Genomic DNA, 23,641 nt, shown 5'->3' on the forward strand with positions numbered 1-23,641 from the left:
AGGTAAAATATAGCCAGCTTTTGGTAATAAAACTAAAATTGGATAAGTTGATTATTATGGGTATAGAAACTACAGGAAGCGTCAAAGAGATTAGAGATGTTGTAGTAGAAGTCGGTCAGTTTGTTACTAATTTTTTTGGTAAAGACTATCAAAAGTTTGCTACCAAATATAACTTTGCTTTGAGTGACTACTTAAAAGCTAAGTTGGTCAATCTCTCTAAAGTGAAAATGGCATTTTTCTCTTCGCAAGTTGTTGAGCTTAATGATATTTATGTTGCACAATATATTTCATTAGGCAATAAGTTGTACTCACAGGAAAGTTTCTTTGAATCACTTTTACAACATAAGAAAATGGTAGTTAGTGCCACAGCAGGTTCAGGAAAGTCCTGTCTTTTAAAGAGTATGTTTATAAGTGTAATAAAAGACAGAAGTGATCTACTACCTCTATTTCTAGAACTTAGAAAAGTGAATGAGACTAATGATTCTATTTTCGAAACACTTAGGACTGATATAGCGATATACAACGAAAAATTTGATAAAGTCAATTTAAATTACTTACTTGATAGAGAGGGAACGATAGTTTTCTTAGATGGTTTTGATGAAGTAAACCATGATTTAAAAGACAGATTCACTAAAGAAATTAATAGTCTAGCAGATAAATATCCAAACCTTATTATCGTGGTTTCGTCAAGACCAGAATACAATTTATTCTCTGATTGGTCGCTGTATAACGTCGCTCGTATTCAACCTCTGATTTTATCTCAAGCAGTAGATGTAATAAAGAAATTAGATTACGATAGCGAGGTAAGAGCGAGGTTCATACTAGCATTAGAGACTACACTTTTTAGTAAGCATGAAAGTTTTTCTAGTAATCCTTTGCTACTCACAATTATGTTAGTGACATATGAGCAGTTTGGCGATATACCTGACAGAGTCTATATATTTTATGATCTTGCTTATCACGCACTATTTAATAAGCATGACGTCTCGAAGCAGGGCTTTCTAAGAAAAAGTTCAACCAATCTGGATATGTACGAGTTAAGAGATATATTTGCTCTGTTTAGTTTATTTACATACAGTAAACAGATGTTCGAGATGACAGAAGATGAAATCCACACATTTTTGAAAAAATGCTTAGTACATTCAAAATCTGAGGTTATAGACAAGGATCTAAAGTTAGAGCTATTAAATAATGTACCTTTATTAATGAGAGATGGCTTAAATTATTGCTTTACTCATCGTTCATTTCAAGAATATTTTACTGCATATTACATAGTAAATCATGCAGTTAAAGAACAAGTTTTTGAACGTGTATGTGGACGATATTATTCAGATAATGTTGTTGATATGGCATTTTCTATGAACAAGGAAGTAGTAGAGGACAAATGGATACTTCCAAAAATAAGTAAAATTCTAGATTTAAAACCAGTAGATAATTCAACTATAAATCGCAAAATAACGTTGATATCAGTGTTCTTTAATCGAATTGAAGAGATCAAAGAGAGAGGAGAAAGGGAAATAGGCTTCACACACAATGAAAATTCTAATTTTCTCTACTATTTAATCAAAAAATATGATTGTCATAGTCAAATTATTTATTTGAATAACAAATATCACTCTCATGATTTTACTTATGAAGAAACAGATTTTTTTGAGTTAGTTTTAAACGATAAGCAAACTATAATACTTGAAGAGTTGAACGATTTTGAGAAAAATTTAGTCTGTCGTATGGGTAGCTCACGTTATGGAGAGTGGAGTTTTGAGTTAATTGAATATATTAAGAACTTAATTCTGACTAATAGAAACAACTCTCTAGATGATATTGAAAATTTTATTTTTGATTAAATATAACCTTAGTTGTTCTGTAGAAGTTTTGCGAAGACAAGTTTTAGCCCTGACATGAGAGCCGTAAAAAAATTTCACTGCAATTTTAGGCTTGCAAGAGAAACCTTCTTAAATGAGGGTTTCTTAAGGCTATTTTACCTCAATAGGCATGTTGCAAAGGCTAGGTTTTGGGGCAGTATCGTGACCAAACAGGAATGACCCAAACCGTAGCCACAGAAAATCATAGATTTTCTCTTGCGTCAGGGCGAAGCAGTACTTCGCTTGATCCATCCTCACGCCTAGATAAGCAGATAATAACGGATGGCAGGATTGGCTCCCCTTATTACTGCAAAGATTTTGCCTTTTAATCCCCAGCTTCGAAACTATCTAAAGCCCCACACCAAACTACTAAAGCTAATACGGTAACCTCAAATAGCAAAAACCCCGCAATCGCGAGGTCTCATTATTTTATCGAGTATAACTGGTGATAACTGCACCAGCGTTAGTAGCTTGGCACTGATTGACTACTATTATTTAGCTGATTTTTTATAGTAATCAACCATCATTGTACCTAGCGTGCCATTGTCATCGATAGTGACGATTCTGACCGTACCTGATTGTGCTGCGGTACTCGACTGTACCTGTCCGGCATTACCTAAGACGACTTGGTTGTTTTTAGCCGCCATTGCTCCGTTACCGATAGCGATGCTATTCATGCCGCCAGCCATAGATTTATTGCCTAGCGCTACCGAGTTTGCACCTTGTGCGGCTGCCGCTTCACCAACTGCGGTAGAGCGTACACCACTAGCATCGGCTAGATGACCAAAGGCTTGCGCGCGTTCAGCAGTTGCTTTTGACTGCCAACCGATAGAGGTTGAGCCTAAACCTGCGGCATTGGCTTCCCCGCCAACAGCCGTTGCGGAGTTTAGACCTGCATTGGCTTTATTGCCGACAGCGACCGTATCGTTAGTACCACCAGCGATGGCCGCTTCGCCGACTGCGGTAGAGCGAACACCGCTAGCATTGGCCAGATGACCAAAGGCTTGCGCGCGTTCGGCAGTGGCTTTTGATTGCCAACCGATAGACGTCGAGCCTAGACCTGCGGCATTGGCTTGACCGCCGACAGCGGTTGCTGAGTTCAGACCTGCATTGGCCATATTACCGATAGCAACCGTGTCGTTAGTGCCGCTAGACATAGCACTATTGCCTAAAGTAATGGCAGTACTGTTCGTAGTGGTTTGGGTATTTGAAACTTGGGAGTCAGCACCTGTTGCCATAGCAGTGCATGCAGAAGTTGCGGCAATGGCGAGAGTAAGGGAACTGATTTTGAGTGCTAATTTTGATAGGGAATCCATTTTCATCATGCTAAATCCTTTTAGACAAGCCATCTTGGCTTAGTAGGGGGTGGGTGGGTAAAAGCTGATAGATTACAATCCTTGCAATATGAGCATACTCTGGCATAAATAACTTGATCATATGTAGAGTCCGCAACATTAATGTAACACTAATTTTTAACCATTATTCAAATAATGATAGCATTATATTTTCAAAGGTCATTTAAGCCGACGAATGAACAGTTATAATATAAAACTACCGTAAAGGAGAGCATCGGTGCTGTACAACTTTGATGAAATAATAGACAGACGTGATACGGGATCGTTTAAATGGCACTATAGCGATGACACGATTCCGCTATGGGTTGCGGATATGGACTTTAAGACCGCCCAGCCTATTTTAGCGGCGATTGAGCAAGTAACGCAGCATGGCATATTGGGTTACACCGTGCCGACCGAGCCGTTGTATCAAGCGATTATCGACTGGCATGGCAGTCGTTATGACTTGTGGCTGGATAAGCAGGATATTCTTTTCTCTCCGGGTGTCGTGCCAAGTTTGGTGCTGATGATGAAAGTATTTACCGAGGCAGGGGATGCGGTACTCATCAATGACCCGATTTATACGCCTTTTATAACCAAGGTTTTGGATAATGATCGTAAGCTGGTGAGTTCTGCATTACAGGAGGTTGAAGGGAAATATATTCTGGATTTAGCTGATATAGAAGCTAAAATTATCGAGCATAAAGTTAAGCTGTATTTGTTCTGCAATCCACATAATCCGGGCGGGCGGGTATGGACAGCAGATGAGCTTGAAGCGCTGCTTTCGATTTGCAAAAAGCACGATGTGGCGATTGTGAGTGATGAGATTCATCAAGATTTAACTTTGAGTGGTCACACCTTTATTCCCTTTTTAACTCTAGCAACAGGCTATGAGCACAAAGTAGTCAGCCTAACCTCGATGACCAAAACCTTTAATATTGCTGGTATCAAAGGCTCGATGATCTTTGCTAAAGACAGCAAATTACTGAGTAAGATTAACCAGCAGCAGCGTTTGAGTGACGAGCATGAGCTAAATTTATTTGCTTATACAGCGATGCGTCGTGCTTATGAAGAGGGTGGTGAGTGGTTGGCGCAGGCGCTGACTTATATCGAAGCCAATATTAAATTAACCATTAGCTTTTTAGAAGAGCATTTACCTAAAATTAAAGTGATGCGTCCAGAAGCTTCGTATTTGATTTGGCTAGATTGTTCGGTATATGGGCAAGACGATCAAATGCTCTATGACGCGCTTAGAGAGGCCAAAGTTGAGCTTAGCGCAGGTATCAAATATGGTAATGAAGGGCATCTTAAAATGCGCCTTAATGTAGCGTGCCCTAAAGCGCTGCTGATAGAAGGGCTAAACCGTATGCATACTGCATTAAATAGCAATGATTTCAAACAGTAATATCATTTAGCAGGATACCCCGTAATATCTTGAATGCTTTGATATAAAGGCTTTAAGCGCTCATACATTTTGAGATAGACCTCATTATAAAGGCGTTTGTAGAGCTGGACATTGGCGTCAATAGGCACAAATTCATCGCCCAAATGCACCATCTCCTTAGTTGCGGTTAAATGGTCAGGATAGACGCCAAGCCCCACTGCACAGTTAATGGCAGCGCCTAAGCCTGAAGCTTCATAAGTATGCGGTCGATAAGCGGGCATACCGAAGATATCAGCCGTCAGCTGCATGGCTGAGTCACTTTGAGAGCCGCCACCAGAAACACGCAAGTGTTTGATAGTTTTGCCTGTGCGTTTTTCAATAGTATCGAAGCCTAGTTTTAGCTCGTAAGCGAGTCCTTCTAATATAGCTCGATAAACATGCGCTCGCGTGTGTACATCACCAAATCCAATGAGCGCGCCTTTGCCCTCAAGTCCCGGATGACGAACACCGGGTGACCAGTATGGCTGCATCATTAATCCCATACAGCCTGCTGGAATGTCTTTTACTGCTTGATCGAGAAGTTTTTCGGTATCGATGCCTTGCGTCTTTGCCAGCTGTTCTTCATAGTGGGCAAACTGCTCCTTAAACCAGCTGACCATCCAAAAGCCGCGATAGATCATATACTCATGATTGTAGTAATTCGGCGCAGCGGCAGTGTAGGCGGGCATATGTTTAAGTATCTCGATATAATTGCTCGAGGTGGTATTAATAGTCGCGGTGGTGCCAAAGCTTAAGCAGGCGGTGTCTGCGGCGAGACCCGCAGAGCCTAATGCTTCACAAGCCTTATCACTGGCGGCAGCAATCATCGGCGTGCCCTCTAAAATACCAGTAGCGGCAGCAGCTTTAGCGCTTATAGAACCGAGTGGTTGACCGGGTGCAACTAACTTAGGCATTTGGTCGGGTCGACAGCTAAATAGTCGCCATTTGAGGTTATTTGGCTTAAACCAAGCTTGCGCCTTGTAATTGTACGGCAGATAGCCAAGGGCATGACCAGTGGAGTCAGCTAATTCACCTGTCAACTGATAGGTCAAGTACGCTGATAAATTGATATAATAGGCTGTTTTTGCCCACATTTCTGGTTCATGATGCGCAAGCCAATTACAGCGAGCTTTTTGCTGAGCTTCATTGACCAGCTCACCCATACCAACCACTTTAGTGAGTGGCGAGAGAAATCCTATGTCATTGGTTTCGCCGCGGCGCAAATCCATCCAAACAATAGCAGGACGCAGTGGCTGCTTGTCTTTATCCAAACATATCATGGTATAGCGCTGGGTGGCGAGGCTGACGCCAGCGATTTGCTCGGGCGTAATATCGCAGCTTTGCCACAATTGCTGGCAAGCCTCGCTTAATTTTTGCCAATAATAATCGGCATGTTGCTCCGCAAAATTTGGCTGCGTTGAAAAATACGGCTCGATAATGACGCGGGCTTTGGCAATCTCGCTACCGAATTGATCAAAGATCAGCGCCCTGACGCTTTGGGTGCCATTGTCGATAGCTAAGAAATAGATAGGGGCATCAAAATGATTGGTCATAGTCATCCTTAACTATGTAGTAATAAGCAGTAATAAAAATAGGCTTAAGCCGCAGGCAGATAATAGTAGCATTGCCATAATTGTGTATAGCGTTCAACTTCTTGCTGCCATTTTTGCTCATCCCAGCCGAGCTCTTGCTGACATATTTGCTTAATCCGATTACTGATAAGCGGCGACATAGCACCATCAGGTAGTATCAATCCTAAGCGCGTACGGCGTAATAATAAATCGTCTAAATGAATAACTTGCTCACAGCAGGCCGCAAAGCGAATTTCTGCCCAAATGGTATTGCTATCAGTCACATAAGTTAAATCATCGTCATGAGCTAATTCTAATAAGGTATCAAGCTTTAGACCGTAAAACCCTTGTAAACGCTGTTGTAGAGGTTTTGGTAGTGTTTTGAATTTTGGATTAGTCGGAGTTTGATTACTAAAGACTTGGTCGCTATATACGACATTATCTTCGGTAGTAGACTCGTCAAGTTTGAGCACCTTTTGACAAACCTTTAATACATCAAGGGCGATTAAGCGAAAGGTGGTTAATTTGCCGCCACTAACAGTGACTAAATTATTATCAAGCCAGACGCTATGGTCGCGTTTTTCTTTACTTGGACTGACGCGCTTACCATCCCCACCATCAGAAATCAGCGGTCGCACGCCTGCCCAAGTACTGATGACATCTTCTCGGCTTAGGTTGGCATCATCAAAGAGATTATTGGTCGCCGCCAATAGATAATCCACCTCTTCATTAGTGATACCGACTTCATTATCATCCAAGGGTGGGTGATCCAAATCGGTGGTGCCAAGGACGGTACGGTTCTCCCAAGGGAAAACAAACACCGCTCTTTTATCAACAGGATGCAAAAAAGTATAGGCTTGATTGAGCGGTAAGCGCTCTTGACTGACCACTAAATGACTACCACGTGACGGGCGAATTTGCTTGTGAAAGCTTTGTTCTGTTTGTTTGCTTGCCTGCATTCTTAGAGTATCCGCCCAAGCACCCGTAGCACTAACTACCACTTTGGCATGAATATCGTAAGTATGATTGCTATCTTCAGCAGAAGTATCTAATAGAGTAGCGCCAACTACCAAGCCTTGCTCATTAGTAATCAATAATTCGGCTTTAAGGTAGTTAATCGCCTGCGCACCATCATGGATGGCTTCATCAAGTACGCGCATCACAAGGCGTGAGTCATCGGTCACTGCATCACTAAACTGACTGGCGCCCAAAAATTTTTCTTGCTTGATGTGCGGATTAAGCTGTAAAAAAGCGTCTTTTTTAAAGTATTTAGAGTAGCGCTTGCCCGCGAGCCCATCGTAGACACGTAGCAAGGTATTGAATATCCATGGCGGTGGAAACTTGCCTTTATAATGCGGCATGACGTAATGCATCTCGTTGACGAGACCACTTGCTTCGCTTAGCATGCGCTCGCGCTCACGGACGCTCAGCAAAGTGGTTTTATAGTCACCTGAGGCAATGTAGCGCAGCCCGCCATGTACCATTTTGCTAGAGCGGCTGGACGTGCCCCACGCAAAGTCTTTTTGCTCGATTAATAAAACTGCTAAGCCGCGCCGTGCTGCTTCGCGAGCAATGCCAGCGCCAGTAATACCGCCACCGATGATGAGTATATCCCACGGTACTACTTGAGACGAGCGACGAGATAAAGGCGCTAATGCTTGCTGGCGTTGTTGGTATTGATCATGCTGATTGGCTTGGTTCATAAACGACTCATCTCAAATGATACTCAAATTAATCAGCGACTTAACCTGTTTAAGCCAACTAGTGACGCTAAGACGACTTTTTACTCTTTAATTAAAACACCTGGATTCATACGCTGCTCAGGGTCCAAACTTTTAAGCATATCACTGGTCACTTGGATACCTAGCTTCCCTTTTTCAGCCGCTAGATAAGGCGCATGATCACGGCCAACGCCATGCTGATGCGATATCGTCGCTGTGCCATTGGCCAAACTTGAACTGGCGGCATGTTTGATTTTTTGCCAGCGGCTTAACGTGCTGGCGTGATCTTTGGCTGCTCTAAAGAAGTAGGTGGTATAAAGACTGGCACCTTGCTTATAGACATGTGAGATATGAGTGAAAGCCATGACGTTTTCGTCTTCGTCTTCCAAGGAAGTCTGAACGGCTTGTTGCATTTGCGCCATTTGTTCGTCGATATAATTCCAGTTGGTCGCGGTCTCAAAGGTATCAACCATGATGCCTTTTTCCCACAGTGTGCCGCGCAAATAAGGGAATTTAAAGCGTCCATGCGCCCAGACACTGCCCATGATATCAGTTATTTTTCCCGTGACACTGCCTTGCTGTTTTAATAGCTTATTAAACTGCGTCAGTGCCAATTTATTCTGTGCTTTATCCCCTGAGACGCCATAAGTGAGCATGACTTTTTCTGAGCTGAGTCCGCGCGCTTTTAGATAAGTACTAATGGCCATAAACTGGCTGGGCGTCGTACCCAAATGTAGATGCGCGTCAGTCTCGACCGCATTACTTAGACGCAACATCGATAGGCGAACATTTTTTTGCACGGCTTGTCTAAGCACTTCTTTCCCCGCTTCCCAGTTAGGCAGAAATGCCACTTTAAATAGCTCTTCTTCTGGTTGCGACTGCACCCGCATTTTGACTTCAGTAAAAATACCAGCGCGACCTTCCGTGCCCATCATCATCTCGCGCAGATCAGGCCCCGCCGCTGACGCTGGAATATCCGCAATATTGAGCACGCCTTGTGGGGTCACCAACGTACCACCGGCAAACATCTGCTCGATGCGTCCGTAGCCTAAAGATTGCTGACCACTAGAGCGCGCTGCAATCCAGCCGCCCAGTGTCGATAGCTCCCAAGACTGAGGATAATGTCCCAAGCGGTAGCCGTGTGCGTCCAGTTGTGCTTCGACTGCTGGCCCTTGTGTACCTGCGCCAAAAGTAGCAATTTGGCTCTCACTGTCTAAGTCAGTCAGCTGATCCATCTTGCTCATGGCGATGGTCACGACGGGGCGTGAACCCTTTTGCGGATTGATATGACCCGCGACTGAAGTGCCGCCACCGAAAGGAATGACGATGAGGTCGTGCTCGCTCGCTAGCTTTAATAAAGTTTCGACATCAGCGGTCGATTCAGGAAAAGCGACCCCATCAGGAAAGACTTCAAAGTCGCCACCATGCATGACTATCCAGTCTGGAAAGCTTTGGCCACGAGCATGTCTAAGTCTCACTTCGTTATCGACAGATACGGTATCAAGCTCAGTCATAGCAACAGGCAAGCGGGATTTTGGGACAGTTTTTAACACCTCTTGTAAGCTAACAGAGGGTAGTTTTTTAGTTTTGCCAATGTGAGATTTGATCAGTTTCGCCCCATGCGCTGAGACTTTTTTATTAATATTGATATTGCCCCAGCCATTCCAGCGCGTTTGCTCGATTGGGGTATTTACCGTATGACCCTTTGAGGCAGCATCTATATTGGTATTTTGGTTATCAGAATTTACTGAAATAGCTTTAGACGGGTCAGATTTAGGGCGTTTTCGGATAAGGGCTTTGATTTTACTCATAGGGACATACCTGTCAATTTATTATGATTATCTGTGACTATAATAAGTAACTGTTTTCTGTACATTAGTCAACAACGATTGGTGTGCTGTTCCGACTTGCTAATTCTTTATTCCCCACCAAAACCATCAGTCTATGCGCTAAGTAGTGCCAAATAACGCCAATAAACCCTAATATATAAAAATACCAATGCGGTGAGACTAAGCTTGCGAAGATTTCAGATGAAGTCCATGTGTTGCCGAATAGTACAGGTTAATCATAGTCGACACTGATACAAACTTCTCTGTAGAATGCTAGGTAAAAAAGTATAATGGCTGCTTTGTAATAACACTTATTTGTAATAATGCTTGAACCAGAATTTAGGCGTTGCCTATAAAAGCATTAGGTCAATTAATCGCGTTTTTATTCTGTTGATTACTCTATAGTGCCTTATCATCGCTACCTAGATGTAGAAAAATATAGAAGAAATGCATTCATTGATGAAATAAAGTAGAGGTTTATACTGATGAGCTATAGATTTATATACCAGTTAGCAGATTAGCGTATTTTTATAACCAATAGACTGCTCAAACTTGTTAAAATAGCGCACCAATTTATTTATTGATGGACACTACGTTATGACAACTGCTGCCAACGTTCCTACTATTAAAGAAGATCGCATCTTAATTCTCGATTTTGGCTCACAGTACAGCCAGCTTATCGCCCGCCGTGTCCGTGATTCAGGCGTATTCTGTGAGATGTTTCCTTATGATATCGATACTCAGCGCATTATCGATTTTGGCGCAAAAGGCGTTATCTTATCTGGCGGTCCTGAGAGCGTGCACGCAGATGACAGCCCACGCATCAATGATGCCGTATTTGATCTAGGCGTACCCGTATTGGGTATCTGCTACGGTATGCAAGCGATGGCAGAGCGCTTCGGCGGACAAGTTCATGCCAGTGATATCCATGAATTTGGCGCATCGATTATCAATATTGACGGCAAATCTACCCTTATAGATGGCATCGAAGACGCTGCTGGTAAGCTAAATGTCTGGATGAGTCATGGCGATAAAGTGATTGATGCGCCACAAGGCTTCGATATCGTCGCTAGTACGCCAAGCTGTCCGATTGCGATTATGGCTGATGATTCGCGCCACTATTATGGTTTGCAGTTCCATCCTGAAGTCACGCATACCGCACAAGGTTCTGCATTACTAGGACGTTTCGTCCATGAAATCTGTGGCTGCGCGGGTAGCTGGACGCCTGACAACATCATCGATATGCGTATCGAACAACTAAAAAAGCAAATCGGTGATAAGCAAGTATTGCTTGGTTTATCTGGCGGTGTTGATAGTTCAGTCGTCGCAGCGTTATTGCATAAAGCGATTGGCGATCAATTAACCTGTGTGTTTGTTGATACCGGTCTTTTGCGTCTGCACGAAGGCGACCAAGTGATGCAAATCTTCGCTGAAAACATGGGCGTAAAAGTGATTCGTGTTGATGCTGAAGAGTTATTCTTGACGGCATTGGCTGGCGAGTCTGACCCTGAAGCTAAGCGTAAAATCATCGGTAAAACCTTTATCGACGTCTTCGCTAATAGTGCGCGTGAAATCAGTGAGCAAAGCGATGGTAAAGTCATTGAATTTTTAGCACAAGGCACGATTTATCCAGACGTGATTGAATCAGCCAAGTCGCATCAAGGTAAAGCGCACGTCATCAAGAGCCATCATAATGTTGGCGGTTTGCCAGATGATTTGGCGTTTGAGTTGGTTGAGCCGTTACGTGATTTGTTTAAAGATGAAGTGCGTAAATTGGGTATTACCCTTGGTCTACCTGCGAAGATGATTAACCGTCATCCGTTCCCAGGACCGGGTTTGGGCGTGCGTATCTTAGGCGAAGTCACCAAAGAATTTGCCGATATCTTGCGTGCTGCTGATGCTATCTTTATGGAAGAGCTTGAGCGTTCAGGCTGGTATGAGAAGACCGCGCAAGCGTTTGCGGTATTCCAACCGATTAAATCAGTCGGTGTGGTCGGTGATGGTCGCCGTTATGCTTGGGTAATCGCGCTACGTGCTGTTGAAACCGTAGACTTTATGACTGCGCGCTTTGCCCATCTGCCGTATGATTTGATTGAGACGGTATCGAACCGTATCATGAACGAAATCGCTGAAGTATCACGTGTGACTTATGATGTGTCGAGCAAGCCACCTGCGACGATTGAGTGGGAATAAACCGTTTAAGTATTCTAAACGGTAACAGTGTTAACCTAGCTAGATGTACAAACACGTACTATCTGCGCTCGGTTGCCTTGTTATCATTTTAGACTACGTAAACTTATCTAAATAGCTTTTCAACTCAAATTTTTTGAATTGATATACGACTAATCGATAATTAGATTAGTTCAATATAGCGATAAAAAAGCACTCAACTTGGTTGGGTGCTTTTTTTGGTTAAAACAAACAGGCAACTAAGAATCCTCTAATTTTTCATTGAACATTTGTCTTTATTATCTATAATAGTGTCAACTTTAATTGGCTATTATTTATTAAAGTCGAGATAAGCCTATCAACCGTTCAGTATTTAGTAAAATTAAGGGATAAGATGTTTTGTAATAACTGTAATCAAGAAAATTCAAGCGAGGCAGGATTTTGTTCAAAATGTGGGCATCAGCTCTCTGACGTTAAAGCACAAACACCGCCACCATTAACGCCAGTTAACATTTCTAAAGATGCGCAAATCCTGCAAAACCATTCAGCTTCCAGTTCTGAAAATGCCGATGCTTTATTGGCAGCTTTCGTTGGTAAAAAGTATGATGATTTCTACCGTAATAAATGGTTTAAGGACAGTGAGCCACGTTTAGAAGTCAATAAGGATGGTTCGAGCATTCACAGTTTTAATATTGCTGGACTGCTCTTGGGAACATCTTGGTTATGCTATCGTAAAATGTACCTAGTAGCCTTGTGTATTGTACTTGGCATAAATACGGTCGATTTAATTTTAATGCATCTGCTCGGTATGGAGGCGTATAGCTCTATAGGTCAAACCAGCTTTTTTGTCGCATGGGCAGTACTGACAGGACTTTTAGGTAATTATTTTTACTTTAGTCACAGCGTCAAAAATATAAAAAAAGTCATGAGTAATACAGCTTACCCAGCGACGGTTGAACAGGAGTTAGCGGCAAAGGGTGGTACGTCATGGGTTGGCGCCATTGTGGGTAGCATATTATCAGTATTGCTATCTATGGGTATGTCCTATTTGTTTGCGCCTGATTGGTTTTGGTTGGTGTAGTACCTCTAATAAATAAGGTTGATCTAAGGAGGCGAGGTAAGAGTGATGGAACCATTAAAACAAGCATATGATTTGGAACTAACGGATAACGATCATGGGCAAGGTTGGGCTTTTGGTCGCCCAGTCGGCATCACCACGGATCAATGGCCGCGAAGCAGGATTAACGGTCTACCGATGGCGCACTTATGGACGATATTAGTGCCTGAAGCCTATCGTGCAAAAGGAAAGGATCTGGTGGCAATATCACTCTTTCAAGCGGATGATTCCTTTGAAGATAGGGTGGATGGTATCGAGGACATGATCACTAACCTCACTGAGGTAAATAATATAGACGCTGAAGATTTTTGGGCATCATTGAGTGATTATGCTAACCATCGGCATCCTCAAGAAATCTATCTGAAAGATATTATTGGTGGCGGTTGGGCATTGATTTGGCTAACGGAAGCAGAGTTTTTAGGTAAGTCCACACCGCTGCCCAATAAAGAAAATAGTATATATCCAGATTATGAGATTGAAGAGTGGGGTAGCACTTGCTTTATCAAAGATGAGCCTGCTCAGTTTATTCAGCACGTTGTCCGAATAGATGATCCTAATATTGGCAAGATGCTCGATGAGTGGCCAGATGAAGATGATGAGAATTCTTATATTTCGATGTTTTCTGAAAAAGGTGAGATGTTAAATCTTGATAGATTTCATGCAAAAAATCATTTTGGTGGTACGGCTAATCCCATTCAGGGCATGCCAGAATTTAGCCCTTTTTATATTGAGTTTGAAGAAACGCTTGGCGATGCCAATATGGGTGGTGGTAATGGACAAATTGATTTGCTGAATAATGAGTTTGATTGGGCGTGTGGTTAACTGTTGATAACGTAAAAGTGACTTATGATGTATCGAGCAAGCCACCTGCGACGATTGAGTGGGAATAATTATCCAATAAGACACTGCTTGTCATCATTAGAAAAGTTCACGTTATCGTGGGCTTTTTTATGTCTGTCATCTTTTCACTGATAGTTCATATAGATTGGTAAGTTGGGAATACTACCTAACTCTCTTATATCTAACTCACTGAATTAGGATGTTTAACGTAAATTTCTGAGATTAAGACTTACTCGACCAAATTGGCTAATAAGAAAAGGCAATTTCGGTACTATTGTATTGAAGAAAAGCCAGTACAATTAGTTCTGGCCTGCCATTAAAAGTAAAATTATTTCATCCTCACTTGGAGGATTTACTCGGCTTTACAGATGGAGTATTTCCTGGAGTGTTTTTATTGTCACGTCGACGTTGATCTGGCTTCCCAGTCGACTTAGCAATTGGTTTCGGTCCTGGCTTCAAGCTCATGATTTAATCCTTTAATTTAGCGAGGTTATTCCTCACCTATGAAATATGGTCTTCATCAGTAAATTTCAATATACAATTAAGAAAATATTAAAAATCATAAGTAACGTTATTAGAGTTATCAATAATGTTAGTAAATAGGCAGCTACTGGCAGTTACGATGGAGTGGGAGCAAGATTCTAGATAATACTTAGTTTTAAATGATAAAAAAGCACTCAACTTAGTTGGGTGTTTTTTTGGTTTGAATGTAAAATTTCCATAGTTTTTTAGATAAGCTAGAATGATGAAATATAACCTAATAGAGAGTTGAAAATGGACTTGCGTGATGTAACTAAAAATCAGCATTTTTTACCTCAAGTAGAGCAAAGGCTTAATGCAATTAATCCTCAAGCTAGAAGTAAAAATCAAAAGATTTACTCGTTTAGCATACAAGATCGTGATTCATGCACTGTCAGCATAGACTCAGAAATAGGTGTTAGTATTTGCAAAAATCTAAGCTTGAATGATTTATTTAGCTTTGATGTATTAGGAAAAGAAGCTAGTAAGTACAATTTCGAAAAACTGTTCCATTCCTATGAAGTAATAATAAAGGCTAATACTGAAAGCTTGCTATCTAAAATATATTCACCTAAAACTGATGTCAAATTAGAAATTTTTAATATCTTCAGGTCTAAATTTCTAAACTTCATTAGAAATCCTTATTCTATAAAAAAGATTTTAAATACCTTCTCTGAGCTTAAGGGTATGATTCCAACTGATCCTATACATCTTGCAAACTTCAATCGTGTGCTAAATGGAAATAAGCCACAGCAGGATCATTTATGCGAACAATTAGGTATAACAAAGAATGATTATGAATATTGGCTTGCGACTATCTTTTTTCTATTGAATTCTATGAGAGCGGAACAACCAAACTTTTTAGATCGACTTATAAAGAGTATTTATGAGAACCCGAATCGCTTAGTTCGAGTGTGTGTGTATACCTATGATGACGAAAAGTGCCTTCTTTCTGACCGCGGATATAATACGTATGTAGGGGGAAATAGTGAGATGGTATGGGAGTTTAATTTATGTTCTTATGCATTTATAAGATATGTTTTTGAGGATGTAGATGCGTATATACCAGAGTTTATAACAAAAGAAACTATAGATTTTTTCAAATCGATGCCTAAATCTATCAGTGTTGAGAGTATGCATAACGACCTAGCTGTACTAGAAATTTATAATAAACATACAGTGTCTTTCTGTCATGAACACGTATTTGGTGCAAGCAAAGAATACGAAGGTGTGACGGTGTCTTTATAAATTATCCAGATCTGAAAAAGCAGCACCCCAAAAGGAGCGCTGCCATTATCTATAAAGTTAACTTCTAAACCAAAAACCTAACCTTTCACATTCACCACATAACGCCCAACTACCTTACTCGACATAAAGCGATCTAAATATTCTGGTGTTTGCTCAAGTGTAATCTCTTCACCATAGCTTTCAAGATTAGGAAGTTTCATATCAGTCGCGACACGCTGCCAAATGGCTTCTTTATCAGCCAGTGGAATATAGACCGAATCGATACCCAATAATGACACCGCACGGGTAATAAAAGGTATCACCGACATCGAAAACTCAGCGCCGCTGGCTAAGCCGCAACTGGTCACCGCACCACCAGATTTGGTTTGCTTTAGCAGGTTGGGTAAGTAGTCGCCGCCAATAGTATCAATGGCATTTGCCCACAGCTCACGACCGATAGGCTTATTACCGATTTCATTGATGGTATCGCGATGACGCACTTCGCTCGCGCCCAATGCTTTCAAATGCTCGCTTTGCTCTGGCTTACCTGAGAAAGCAATCACCTCATAACCCAGCTGACTCAAAATAGCGATACTGATCGTACCGACGCCGCCTGTTGCACCAGTTACCGCGACTGGACCATCACTGGGTTTTGCACCCATTTTTTCTAATTTTTGAATACTGAGTGCTGCGGTTAAGCCGCCCGTACCGTAAGTCATTGCTTCTTTTAACGTCAGTGTTTCTGGGCAGGGCAATGCCCAATCGGCAGGGATAGAGATCATCTGACCCAGACCGCCATCCGTATCCATGCCCAAATCATAGCCAAATACCAATACTTCTTGCCCTGCGGTAAACGTGCCTGATTTGTCGTTGACGACAACGCCTGCTGCATCAATACCGGGTGTATGCGGATATTGTTTGGTAATTCTTTTATTGCCCGATGCCGACATGGCATCTTTGAAATTTAACGAGGAATAATGCACTTCTATCAACAAGTCATTTTCTGGCAAGTCACTGACGTTGCGTTCTTGAATACTTTTGCTAAAGGTGCCGTCGGTATTTTCTTCGACGACTAAGGCTTTAAAGGTTTTATTATTAGACATCATATTATTCCTAATGAGGTTATTTGGTGCGTGTCTTTATTTGCACGTACATCATTTGCAACTACATCGATGTATGTAAGACAGTCATTTATGCTTTTAACAACACTTTACCATTCTTACTTGCCTGCAATTTACCATCGACGGCCTTGACGATATCCGCCAAATCAAACGTTGCTTCAACGGGCAGTTTTAAATTGCCATTGTTAGCACGTTCGATCAGCTCATCAATCAAACGCTGTTTGTTTTCCACGCTCATCTCTTGACTGATTTTACTGCCCCAAAAGCCTTTAATTATCGCTTGTTTAAAAATAATATGGGTTGGATCTAGCACCATGGGTTTGCCTGACATGATGCCAAACGAGGCCAGTGTGCCACCATGACCCAGTAACGCCAGCAGATCATTACTAGACTCACCACCGATAGAATCAACCGCGGCACTGATTTTCTCATCACCAAGGATGGCTTTTACTTGGTCTTTCCAGTCATCATCTGAGGTGTTGATATTATGCTTGATACCCAGTGCTTCTAATTCCTTGATAGCATCGCCACTTCTCACGACATTAATAGTATTAATACCACGCGCAGCGGCTAGCATGGCGAGCGACTTGCCGACCGCACCATTGGCGGCATTATGGATCACCCACTGGCCGCTTTTTAGTTCTAAAAACTCAATCAGCATCAGGGCACTAAGTGGCATCGCAATGAGCTGTGCTGCCATTTCGTCCTCTAAGCTGTCTGGCATGACAAATACCATGTCTTTTGAGGCGACAAAATACTCTGCCCATGTCGCTTGTACGCTCGCCGCCGCCACGCGCTGACCCACTTTTAAGTCTTTGACATCCTGACCGACGGCATTGATAATGCCGACCGCTTCGCTACCACCAATCGCTGGCAGCTCAGGTTTGAAGCCATATTGACCGCGAATGGTTAATAAGTCATGGTTGTGGATAGAGGCGAGTATCATTTTGACTCGGACTTCATTGGCTTTTGGTTCAGGAATAGGCGTGTCACCTAAACTGAGGACGTCAGATGGTTTACCGAAGGTATTATAAGTTGCGCTACGCATAATTATTTCCTTTATTTATTTTTAGGTTGTGAGCAACAGTAACAAGTTTGTCTCAGTACCCTCAATGTTACTTTAGTTAAGGAATGTTATGCGTTGCTCGTATCGCGTATAGTAAAGCATAAGTAGTAATGCATGATAAGTCACAGCGTGAACGTCTACTGAGAGGCTTTATCCTCTTGGCTTATGTCGCCGACGATGACTGTAAAATCACCGTCTACCATCTCTGTGAGTAATGGCTCGCCTTTGTCATTGACGCGAAACAGACCATATTCAGCCGCTTCAAACGCCTCAGCATGACCTTCTTGAAAGAAGAATGCATTGGTCGCCAATTGCACACTGCCGTTACGAATACGGTAATAAATGGGCAGCTCACTTTTAGTTAACTCTTCACGACTATTACTATCAGCTAAGCGGACAAAATGCCCCACACTATTGCCATCAAGTCTCACAATCACATAACCGTCGCTTGGCTCATAAATACGAAAATCTGTATCAAGCTCGTCTAATTCTACATCTAGTTCTGAGCCTAATTCGTCTTGTGTTGAATGAGGGTGCTTTGAGCGCATAGCATCAAAAATATCGCGCTCTAGCGCATAGCTTAACACCATATAATCGCCTTGCATAAAACCGCGTGGATCGACAGGTGCCAGCGCTAATAATACCGTTTTGCCATTACTAAGATGGTTTTCGTATTTGATGATATTCATGGTCATTACGACCAATATCAGCGCCAATCCAAGTAAGGCAACAGTGATGGTAACGGCTCGTTTTTTTAGCCAATGCGTGGATGGTGACGTGTTATCAATCAAGCGCTTGGTCAAAATTTTATTTTTCATGAGTGGCGCTCCTGATGATCGTTGGCGCTCATTGTCAAATCAGTATCGTTGATAAAGGGGTTAGCGAAATAGCGTTTAATCAATAGCCAACGCCCCATCAGCATGGTCAGTCCGACGATTAGCATTGAGAGAGATTTGATTAGCAATGAAGTATCGAGCTGATAGTAATACCAAAATACATAGCTGACCAAGGCGGTGATACCCAAACCTAATAGCAGCCGTTGGCTATTGGCGATCGCAATGACGATAATAAGGCTGGTCGCGAGCAGTCCTGAGACGTAAATCGATATTATCCCAAGCAATACAATCCCACCACCAATGAAGAGTCCCGCTGCCGATAGTAATTTAACGTCGTAACGTTTTAGAATCAGATAAGCGGCATAAAGGCTGGCAAGTGTAAGCAGTACTTGCGCCAAATAGTAATTGTAGCGAAAAGTGTCGCCATAATAAGTAGCAAGGCTATGACTATGTTCAGCGGCGATAAAGTACACAGAAACGCACAACAGCATCAGCGCGCTGGCGTAACCAAGGGCTTTAATAATATCAAAAGCATCCGCGCGCCATTTACTAGGTATACGCTGCAATAGAGAATAGCGTGATAAGTTGCTGCCAGTCGTAATCAGCGCCAATAATCCCAAGCTAACCTCAGGTAGATGATAATAGTTAAGCAGATAAACCGTCAAACCTAGCGTCATTATGCTGCCCAATAGGCGATAGATACGGTTGGGCATAATGACCGTCATAACGGCTTGCACGATTAAAAAAAGCCAAATATCTATAGGATGTGACAAATTATTATCAAATAAAGCAAAGCCAATGTAGGCTTGCCCAGCCGAGCTAATAGCCAATGCTAGGCTACTGATAAAGGTATTATCACGGCTTTGCTTGTTTCTAAATAAGACAAAACCCGCCGCGCTGAGTACTAGACCTGTAATTAACAAGGCAATCACGCTGTCAAAGCCATCGATGCCGAACAATAATAAAGACAGAAAGGCGATTAGAAACAGACTTGCTACAATACCGCTGAGACCAAAAAGTATTTGTATAAACCAAGGAATATCGTTTTGAGAGTGATTATTCGCTATTGTTGCCTTAGCACTTGTCTCACCAGTACGGGCATCAATCACATTGCCATCAATAAATCCAAGCTGTTGCAGCTGTAAAAGGACATTGTCCGAGTGTTGATTATTCATATCATTACTCATAATTACCTCCTTTGACGACAGCACTGGGGCGGTTGTTTTCGCTGTTTAAACGTGCCGCATGACGCAGCCAAACAACCGCCGCTGAACTCATGCCAATCAACAATAGGGCTAAGATGAGAAAACCACCCATATCAAAATTGTCTAAAAACAACTTACCCGCCCAAAACATCACCACGACAATGACAGAGCCACATAAATAGGTCAGCATTAATAGATTGATGCGATACCAATAAAATCGCCAAACCATAAATCCGCACCAGCTCATCCATAGCAATAAAGTGATTAGCGTCATTACAATATTGGCGTCATCAAAGACATAAAGAATGGCAAGGTAGGTAATAAAATAGCTGCTGAGTAAACCGACGACATAAGCGCTCCAATCCAGCTCGGGCTTAAATCGGCTGCGTGTGACTGATGGTAGTTGACGGTCGATAAACGCGAGCCACAAGTTTAGCGCCACAAAATTAACAGCGGCAAGCACGCCTATCTGTAAGACACCTTCATAAAAATAACTGACAAAGGCAAAGTCCATAACGCCGAAATATAAGATGAGACCAGTATTGACGAGCCCCAACCATAGCAGCCATAGCGCAGGGAAGCGGGCGATAATTACCCACGGAACAATCAATACGGCCCAACCAAAAAATAGCTGCCACGTATCAGCACCCGTTTGATAGACCTGCCCAAATAGCGCCAATAAGCTACCCGTAATCACGCTGGCAATAAGCAATAATAATTGGCGAATAAGCTGAAACCGTCGCCTAAAAGACAGTGCAACGTATAAGGCAATAGTGACAACCAACGCCCCTTCGACCAAAGCGAACTTGCCCATTTTGCCCATATTTATCCAGTTATAGGCAATAAAAAACACCAGCGATAATACCAGCGCTATCGCCCCGATAATCAGCAGGGCTTTATCAAAAAAGACCAGCCATGAGCGTTTGCTAGGATAGACTTGCAAATGAATCGCTGCATCGTTGGCATGCGTCAATGGCAGTATGCCTTGCTTGAGTAAATGCTCGATAGTACGCCGTGGTTGGCTCATAGCGTCCTCTAAATAAAAAGATGATGTTGCTTATCTTAGCTTTTTTGTGAGAGGCGGGTACACTAAAGTTTATAGTTTTTTACTCAATAAAACTCAATACGGCTAAGCACCTGCTCTTGTACAAAATAGGCGCAAATATAAGCGCTCGGCCACGCGACTATACAATCAAAATTTCATCAAGAGATCAGCGTTATTAGCTTTATAAAAAGGAATTAATAGTGATATGGATAGGTATTTATTCTAAGTTTAGTGATTTTTATCATGATCTTACTCAGCTATTACAAAAATAAGTAATTGCAAAAATCAAAAAATTGCACGATTTTGAATAGCGAATAAGTCTGGTTTTGAATGTCGAAAGTACCACACTCTTATCCATCAGCATCGGCTTAAAAAATCTATCAAATGATTAGTTATTAATAATAGTCTTATAAATAAAATTCATCATATCTACTAGGGTTTTATTGCTTGATAGCATTGAGTTCATTCACTTGACAGTGATAATTAGTGATTAAGAAACTGAGATTTGTAGTAATAATACAGGTTTCGAATGAGCGGTAGTATATTGCTGATGAAAGGTAATAAGTAGCTATAAAATTTACTCAATTAATAGTAATCACATCTAAGTTTTGGTCGTCGAAACTGCTTTGATTGCAAGCTTATTTTGCTTGTTAGTATCGGGGAGGAATTAAAACTTATTGACATTTGTATCGTTTTTAATTACTAATAGTTGTCTACAATATGACCAATAGTTAGTTAAAGTATTGTTAATAAACATAGTCAATATACGGATATATTAACTCGAATCACTACTATTTAGTTGATCCGCCCAGCCACTGACCAGCAAGGATAGCTATTATATGATGCGCACTCCTAATCACTTTTTGTCCTCTATATTTTTGCCTACCTCTCTTGCGCTCGCCATGTCTATGACTGGCTGTAGTAGCGAGAAGTCTGGCACTGACAGCCAAGCAGCTGCCGTTGATCCTAATGTACTGGCTGATACTCAAGCGCTCGTCGTCAATAATGGCACTGAACCTGAATCACTTGATCCACACAAAGTATCGGGGGTACCAGAATCTACCCTTGGCCGCCAGATGTTAGAAGGTTTAACCAATACGGATGCCGAAGGTAAGACCATTCCAGCAATGGCAACCAGTTGGGAAAGCGAAGACAATAAAGTATGGACCTTTAAGCTGCGCGATGCTAAATGGTCAAATGATGATCCAGTAACGGCAGAGGATTTTGTCTACAGTATGCGCCGCTTGGTCGATCCAAATACTGCGTCGCCGTATTCAAGCTATTTGGTCGATGCCAAAGTAGTAGGCGCTGATCAAATCGTTGATGGTAAGGCTGGCATTGAAACCCTTGGCGTAAAGGCTATCGATGATAAAACTTTGCAAATTACGTTATCAGAGCCAGTCCCTTATTTTCCAGATATGTTGATTCATAATTCAGTCAAGCCCGTTCATAAAAAGACCGTTGAAGCCTTTGGTGATAAGTGGACAGCTCCTGAGAACATCGTGGTTAACGGTCCTTACAAGCCTACCCAGTGGCAAATTAATGACAAAATCGTTTTAACGCGTAACGCTTCTTATTATGACGATGCCAATACGACTATCGATACCGTCACTTTCCTGCCGATTCCTTCTAGTACGACTGACGTCGCACGCTATCAGGCGGGTGAAATCGATGTGACCTACAATGAGATTCCAACCGAGCAGTTCGCTTCGCTTAAAGAGCAAGTGGGCGATCAGCTAACCGTATCTCCTTATCTTTGTACTTATTATTACGAGTTTAATACGGTCAAGCCACCGTTCAACGATCCCAACGTACGCCGTGCTTTAGCCTTAGCTTTGGACCGCGATACCATTGCGGATAAAGTTATCGGTCAAGGACAGACGGCCGCTTATCAGTTGACACCCCCTGCCACCAATGGCGATATTGCAAATAGTCCAGAATGGTCGACTTGGGATCAAGAAAAGCGGGTTACTGAGGCCAAAAAACTTCTCACTGAAGCAGGCTATAGCGATAGCAATCCGCTGACTTTTGAGCTGCTATACAACACTAATGATAATCATAAAAAGACTGCGGTCGCGGCTACTTCACTATGGAAGCAAGCGCTCGGTTTCGTCGATGTGACTTTGACCAATAAAGAATGGAAAACCTATTTGGATACTCGCCGTAATGGTAATTATCAAATCGCGCGTGCTGGCTGGTGTGGTGATTATAACGAAGCGTCAGCTTTCTTAAATATTGCCAAATCTGACAATAGTGGCAACTACGGTAAATACAATAACGCTAACTTTGACAGTTTAATGGCGCAAACGCTGAAAGCTGGCGTTAGTCCTGAGCAGCGTGCCAACCTATACAAGCAAGCTGAAGCTCAGCTCGATCAAGATATGGGTTTACTTAACATTTATCATTACGTCAGCCCGCGTCTAGTAAAACCTTATGTCATTGGATTTCCGACTAAGGATATATTAGACAATTGGCAGGTAAAAAATCTCTCAATTGCTAAGCACTAATCGTTTGACTGATCGCTAAATAATTCTATCGATTGAATGTCTGAGAGCGTTAAAAGCAGCTGGTTTTATTTATCGCTCTTATCAAATAACGCTGATAGCACCATTAGTTTCATTTTTCACGACCACTCTCATTAGGCGTGTTAGATGAAACTTTTGTTATTTATAAACGACGATTATCAATATTTTATTTAAAACCAAGTCATTGAATATTGCTAGTTGAGTGATAACTGGGCGTTAGGTTTGTGCTAG

Annotated in this window: 16 protein-coding genes; 7 read left to right on the forward strand and 9 right to left on the reverse strand. The window is 42.0% G+C overall.

All coding sequences use genetic code 11. The annotated features are described in order from the left end of the window. Positions 1-56: 56 nt before the first annotated feature. Positions 57-1,844, forward strand: a complete 1,788-nt coding sequence (locus tag JMY05_RS11140; RefSeq protein ID WP_201615116.1) for an NACHT domain-containing protein — start codon at positions 57-59, stop codon at positions 1,842-1,844. Positions 1,845-2,353: 509 nt separating this feature from the next. On the opposite strand, the gene JMY05_RS11145 is transcribed toward JMY05_RS11140, so the two are convergent. Further along, positions 2,354-3,187 carry a membrane protein gene (locus JMY05_RS11145; RefSeq protein WP_045442896.1) on the reverse strand — a complete coding sequence of 278 codons (834 nt, stop codon included), beginning with the start codon at positions 3,185-3,187 and terminating at the stop codon, positions 2,354-2,356. A gap of 247 nt (positions 3,188-3,434) precedes the next feature. Between JMY05_RS11145 and JMY05_RS11150 the strand changes: the two genes are divergently transcribed. Continuing rightward, positions 3,435-4,601, forward strand: coding sequence for a MalY/PatB family protein (locus JMY05_RS11150; RefSeq protein ID WP_201615118.1), 1,167 nt, complete (start codon positions 3,435-3,437; stop codon positions 4,599-4,601). A gap of 2 nt (positions 4,602-4,603) precedes the next feature. Here the strand turns inward: JMY05_RS11150 and JMY05_RS11155 are convergent, their stop codons facing one another. The 3 genes from JMY05_RS11155 to JMY05_RS11165 form a co-directional block, all read right to left on the reverse strand. Continuing rightward, entirely contained in the window at positions 4,604-6,172 is a 1,569-nt protein-coding gene (locus JMY05_RS11155; RefSeq protein ID WP_045442899.1) for an FGGY-family carbohydrate kinase, read from the reverse strand. 44 nt (positions 6,173-6,216) lie between these two features. Beyond that, entirely contained in the window at positions 6,217-7,893 is a 1,677-nt protein-coding gene (locus JMY05_RS11160; RefSeq protein ID WP_201615120.1) for a glycerol-3-phosphate dehydrogenase/oxidase, read from the reverse strand. Between the two features lie 80 nt (positions 7,894-7,973). Beyond that, positions 7,974-9,722: an FAD-binding oxidoreductase gene (locus tag JMY05_RS11165; RefSeq protein ID WP_201615122.1), complete on the reverse strand. Its 1,749-nt coding sequence runs from the start codon at positions 9,720-9,722 to the stop codon at positions 7,974-7,976. Positions 9,723-10,337: 615 nt separating this feature from the next. Here JMY05_RS11165 and guaA point away from each other — a divergent pair. From guaA to JMY05_RS11190, 4 genes are all read left to right on the forward strand, one after another. Further along, positions 10,338-11,933 carry a glutamine-hydrolyzing GMP synthase gene (gene guaA / locus JMY05_RS11170; RefSeq protein WP_201615124.1) on the forward strand — a complete coding sequence of 532 codons (1,596 nt, stop codon included), beginning with the start codon at positions 10,338-10,340 and terminating at the stop codon, positions 11,931-11,933. Between the two features lie 370 nt (positions 11,934-12,303). Continuing rightward, complete coding sequence (locus tag JMY05_RS11175) at positions 12,304-12,990, forward strand: zinc ribbon domain-containing protein (RefSeq protein WP_045442901.1); 687 nt, start codon at positions 12,304-12,306, stop codon at positions 12,988-12,990. A gap of 45 nt (positions 12,991-13,035) precedes the next feature. Continuing rightward, positions 13,036-13,848, forward strand: coding sequence for a hypothetical protein (locus JMY05_RS11180; RefSeq protein ID WP_201615416.1), 813 nt, complete (start codon positions 13,036-13,038; stop codon positions 13,846-13,848). A gap of 792 nt (positions 13,849-14,640) precedes the next feature. Beyond that, the gene (locus tag JMY05_RS11190) at positions 14,641-15,633 is read left to right on the forward strand and encodes a hypothetical protein (RefSeq protein WP_045442906.1); all 993 of its coding nucleotides are present in this window, start codon (positions 14,641-14,643) and stop codon (positions 15,631-15,633) included. A gap of 77 nt (positions 15,634-15,710) precedes the next feature. Here JMY05_RS11190 and JMY05_RS11195 read toward each other — a convergent pair whose 3' ends face one another. The 5 genes from JMY05_RS11195 to JMY05_RS11215 all read right to left on the reverse strand — a co-directional run bounded on the left by JMY05_RS11195 (position 15,711) and on the right by JMY05_RS11215 (position 20,867). Further along, a complete protein-coding gene (locus tag JMY05_RS11195) occupies positions 15,711-16,718 on the reverse strand; it encodes a YhdH/YhfP family quinone oxidoreductase (RefSeq protein WP_265089058.1) in 1,008 nt (335 codons plus the stop codon). 85 nt (positions 16,719-16,803) lie between these two features. Further along, positions 16,804-17,781: a zinc-binding dehydrogenase gene (locus tag JMY05_RS11200; RefSeq protein ID WP_055125602.1), complete on the reverse strand. Its 978-nt coding sequence runs from the start codon at positions 17,779-17,781 to the stop codon at positions 16,804-16,806. A 155-nt stretch (positions 17,782-17,936) separates the two neighbouring features. Continuing rightward, positions 17,937-18,617, reverse strand: a complete 681-nt coding sequence (locus tag JMY05_RS11205) for a GDYXXLXY domain-containing protein (protein WP_201615126.1) — start codon at positions 18,615-18,617, stop codon at positions 17,937-17,939. Next, on the reverse strand, positions 18,614-19,822 hold the full coding sequence (locus JMY05_RS11210) for a DUF4401 domain-containing protein (protein ID WP_055125600.1): 1,209 nt from the start codon (positions 19,820-19,822) through the stop codon (positions 18,614-18,616). Before JMY05_RS11210 ends, JMY05_RS11205 begins: the two co-directional genes overlap by 4 nt. Beyond that, positions 19,815-20,867 carry a DUF2157 domain-containing protein gene (locus JMY05_RS11215; protein ID WP_201615128.1) on the reverse strand — a complete coding sequence of 351 codons (1,053 nt, stop codon included), beginning with the start codon at positions 20,865-20,867 and terminating at the stop codon, positions 19,815-19,817. Before JMY05_RS11215 ends, JMY05_RS11210 begins: the two co-directional genes overlap by 8 nt. A gap of 857 nt (positions 20,868-21,724) precedes the next feature. Here JMY05_RS11215 and JMY05_RS11220 point away from each other — a divergent pair. After that, positions 21,725-23,392, forward strand: coding sequence for an ABC transporter substrate-binding protein (locus JMY05_RS11220; protein ID WP_227678173.1), 1,668 nt, complete (start codon positions 21,725-21,727; stop codon positions 23,390-23,392). Positions 23,393-23,641 lie beyond the last annotated feature (249 nt).

The sequence above is a fragment of the Psychrobacter sp. JCM 18902 genome, assembly GCF_904846615.1.
Lineage (GTDB): Bacteria > Pseudomonadota > Gammaproteobacteria > Pseudomonadales > Moraxellaceae > Psychrobacter.

Coding starts and splice junctions, on each gene's coding strand:
- JMY05_RS11140 (WP_201615116.1), top strand. CDS start 57: ATGGGTATAGAAACTACAGGAAGCGTCAAAGAGATTAGAGATGTTGTA.
- JMY05_RS11145 (WP_045442896.1), bottom strand. CDS start 3,187: ATGATGAAAATGGATTCCCTATCAAAATTAGCACTCAAAATCAGTTCC.
- JMY05_RS11155 (WP_045442899.1), bottom strand. CDS start 6,172: ATGACCAATCATTTTGATGCCCCTATCTATTTCTTAGCTATCGACAAT.
- JMY05_RS11160 (WP_201615120.1), bottom strand. CDS start 7,893: ATGAACCAAGCCAATCAGCATGATCAATACCAACAACGCCAGCAAGCA.
- JMY05_RS11165 (WP_201615122.1), bottom strand. CDS start 9,722: ATGAGTAAAATCAAAGCCCTTATCCGAAAACGCCCTAAATCTGACCCG.
- guaA (WP_201615124.1), top strand. CDS start 10,338: ATGACAACTGCTGCCAACGTTCCTACTATTAAAGAAGATCGCATCTTA.
- JMY05_RS11175 (WP_045442901.1), top strand. CDS start 12,304: ATGTTTTGTAATAACTGTAATCAAGAAAATTCAAGCGAGGCAGGATTT.
- JMY05_RS11180 (WP_201615416.1), top strand. CDS start 13,036: ATGGAACCATTAAAACAAGCATATGATTTGGAACTAACGGATAACGAT.
- JMY05_RS11190 (WP_045442906.1), top strand. CDS start 14,641: ATGGACTTGCGTGATGTAACTAAAAATCAGCATTTTTTACCTCAAGTA.
- JMY05_RS11195 (WP_265089058.1), bottom strand. CDS start 16,718: ATGATGTCTAATAATAAAACCTTTAAAGCCTTAGTCGTCGAAGAAAAT.
- JMY05_RS11200 (WP_055125602.1), bottom strand. CDS start 17,781: ATGCGTAGCGCAACTTATAATACCTTCGGTAAACCATCTGACGTCCTC.
- JMY05_RS11205 (WP_201615126.1), bottom strand. CDS start 18,617: ATGAAAAATAAAATTTTGACCAAGCGCTTGATTGATAACACGTCACCA.
- JMY05_RS11210 (WP_055125600.1), bottom strand. CDS start 19,822: ATGAGTAATGATATGAATAATCAACACTCGGACAATGTCCTTTTACAG.
- JMY05_RS11215 (WP_201615128.1), bottom strand. CDS start 20,867: ATGAGCCAACCACGGCGTACTATCGAGCATTTACTCAAGCAAGGCATA.
- JMY05_RS11220 (WP_227678173.1), top strand. CDS start 21,725: ATGATGCGCACTCCTAATCACTTTTTGTCCTCTATATTTTTGCCTACC.